Below are 1,780 nucleotides of genomic sequence, written 5' to 3' on the forward strand. Positions count from 1 at the left end.
TCAGGAAAAGTGGAAGCCGGTTTTCCGTTTGAAAATGCGTAAAAACAAATAGTTAGAGCGGCTCAATGTTTCCGTGAAACAATGAACCGCTCTAGAAACGGCGCGAAATGCCGACCTTGCCGCCGACCGATTTGTCGCCATCGCCTTCGATATTGAAGAGCAGGCTGCTGTCGATTGCCCAGTCTTGCGCGGTTTGCATCGAGAGACCTGCCGAGAACTGTCCAAAGACACCCTCACCGTCCAGTCCCGCAAAGCCCGTGGTAACGCCGAGTTTGGGCGTGAGCGTGGTGCCGCTTGCAAGAGTATAGGAACGGGAGATTTCGGCGCCAATGCTGACGCGCAACTGCTCGGTGGTGAAGCCGTCGAGATCGATGATGTCGCCTGCACTATTCTTTACCGAATAATCATTGACGGTTTCGGAAAGATAGACGGCGCGCAGTTTCGGGCTCAGCATGGTCCGGTCATCCAGCGCCCATTGACCCTTGAGGGAGGTGTCGAACATCCAGCGGCTGGTATCGAAATTGCCGTCCCAGAATTGGGTATCGATCGTATTTGACGACCCCCCATAAAGCAGGCTTGCGTCCCAGAAAAGCCCCTTGCCGATTTCGAAGGATGTGTAGGGTCCGGCCAGCCAGCCATTGCCGGTCAGCGTTGCATCCTCGTCCGTCGGGTCGGTCATGTGGTCATAATGGAAGGAGAGGCCAACCAGCGCGTGGTCGGTGAGCAGGTAGTCCGCCCCCAGATTGACCATGGCGAAACTGCCCCACTTGTCGCCGTTGATCTCCTTGTCGTTATGGGCCAGCAGAACGCCGTCGATCCAGATGTTGAACGGCGAGGCATAACCGCCCCCTGCTCCATCGGCGGCATCGCGGGCCGATTCGATCTGCGCAAGGCTGGTGGAGAAGCCGAAGGTCATACCCTCTGCCGACGGCGACATGCGCGTCGTTACCGGCTTCGTTGCCTGGGTCATCCGTCCACGCTCCATCAGGCCCGGCACCTTGATGGAGGATGCAATCAGGTTCTGGCGGCTGCGGACAAAACTGTGCACCAGGCTGTCGATGTCGGAAGCGACCTCTTCCGCATCATAGTTGATGTTGTAGGTGACGGTGCCTGCATTCGATGTTCCCAGCGAACTGGAGAGCCTGTAGGAGACAACCGCCTGCCCCGAATAGGCCGCATTGGGTGTGAACTTCAGATACCAGCCAACCGGCGTGGCCGATGCCGAAACAGCCGCCACTTCGCCCTGAATGAGCGTGGCGGTGCCAGCCTCGGGCGGCTGAACAGAGACGATATCGGCAGCGGTGAAGGGCCCGCCGGTGGCGTTCCGGTTGAGATAGACATTGGCGGGGCTGGAGCCTGCCGGAACCTCCACCACATAATCGGCCGCAGTCACGGCGCGTGCCGCAACTTTCACCGTATAGCTGGCGGTGGCCGTTGCACCATTGCTGTCCCTGACCTGGATCGAGAATGTGTAATTGCCTTCGGTGCTGGCACCCAGCGTGCCGCTCAGCGCGCCGGTGGAAATGTTGAGGACCATGCCCGCTGGCAGACTGCCGGACGCAACACTGTAAACAAGCGAGCCGGTTCCGCCCGTTGCCGTGATCTGCTGGCTATAAGCCTCTCCAGCCATTGCTTCCTTCAAAGCCCCACCAGCGGGCGAGAAGGAAAAGGAAGCGACTGCACTGACGGCCAGCGAATAGCTTGCCGAGCCGGTGACGCTGTTGGCATCGGTTGCGGTGATGGTGAAGCTGTAGCTGCCTGCCGCCGTTGGCGTGCCGGT

General features: G+C 59.4%; 1 protein-coding gene. It reads right to left on the reverse strand.

Features of this window, described 5'->3' with window-relative positions:
- Positions 1–91: 91 nt before the first annotated feature.
- Positions 92–1,780 (reverse strand): putative Ig domain-containing protein (locus tag T424_RS0118670; RefSeq protein ID WP_027489059.1); only part of this gene is annotated, 1,689 nt, incomplete at its 5' end.

Source organism: Allorhizobium undicola ORS 992 = ATCC 700741 (assembly GCF_000621665.1).
In the GTDB taxonomy this organism is placed as follows: Bacteria; Pseudomonadota; Alphaproteobacteria; order Rhizobiales; family Rhizobiaceae; genus Allorhizobium; species Allorhizobium undicola.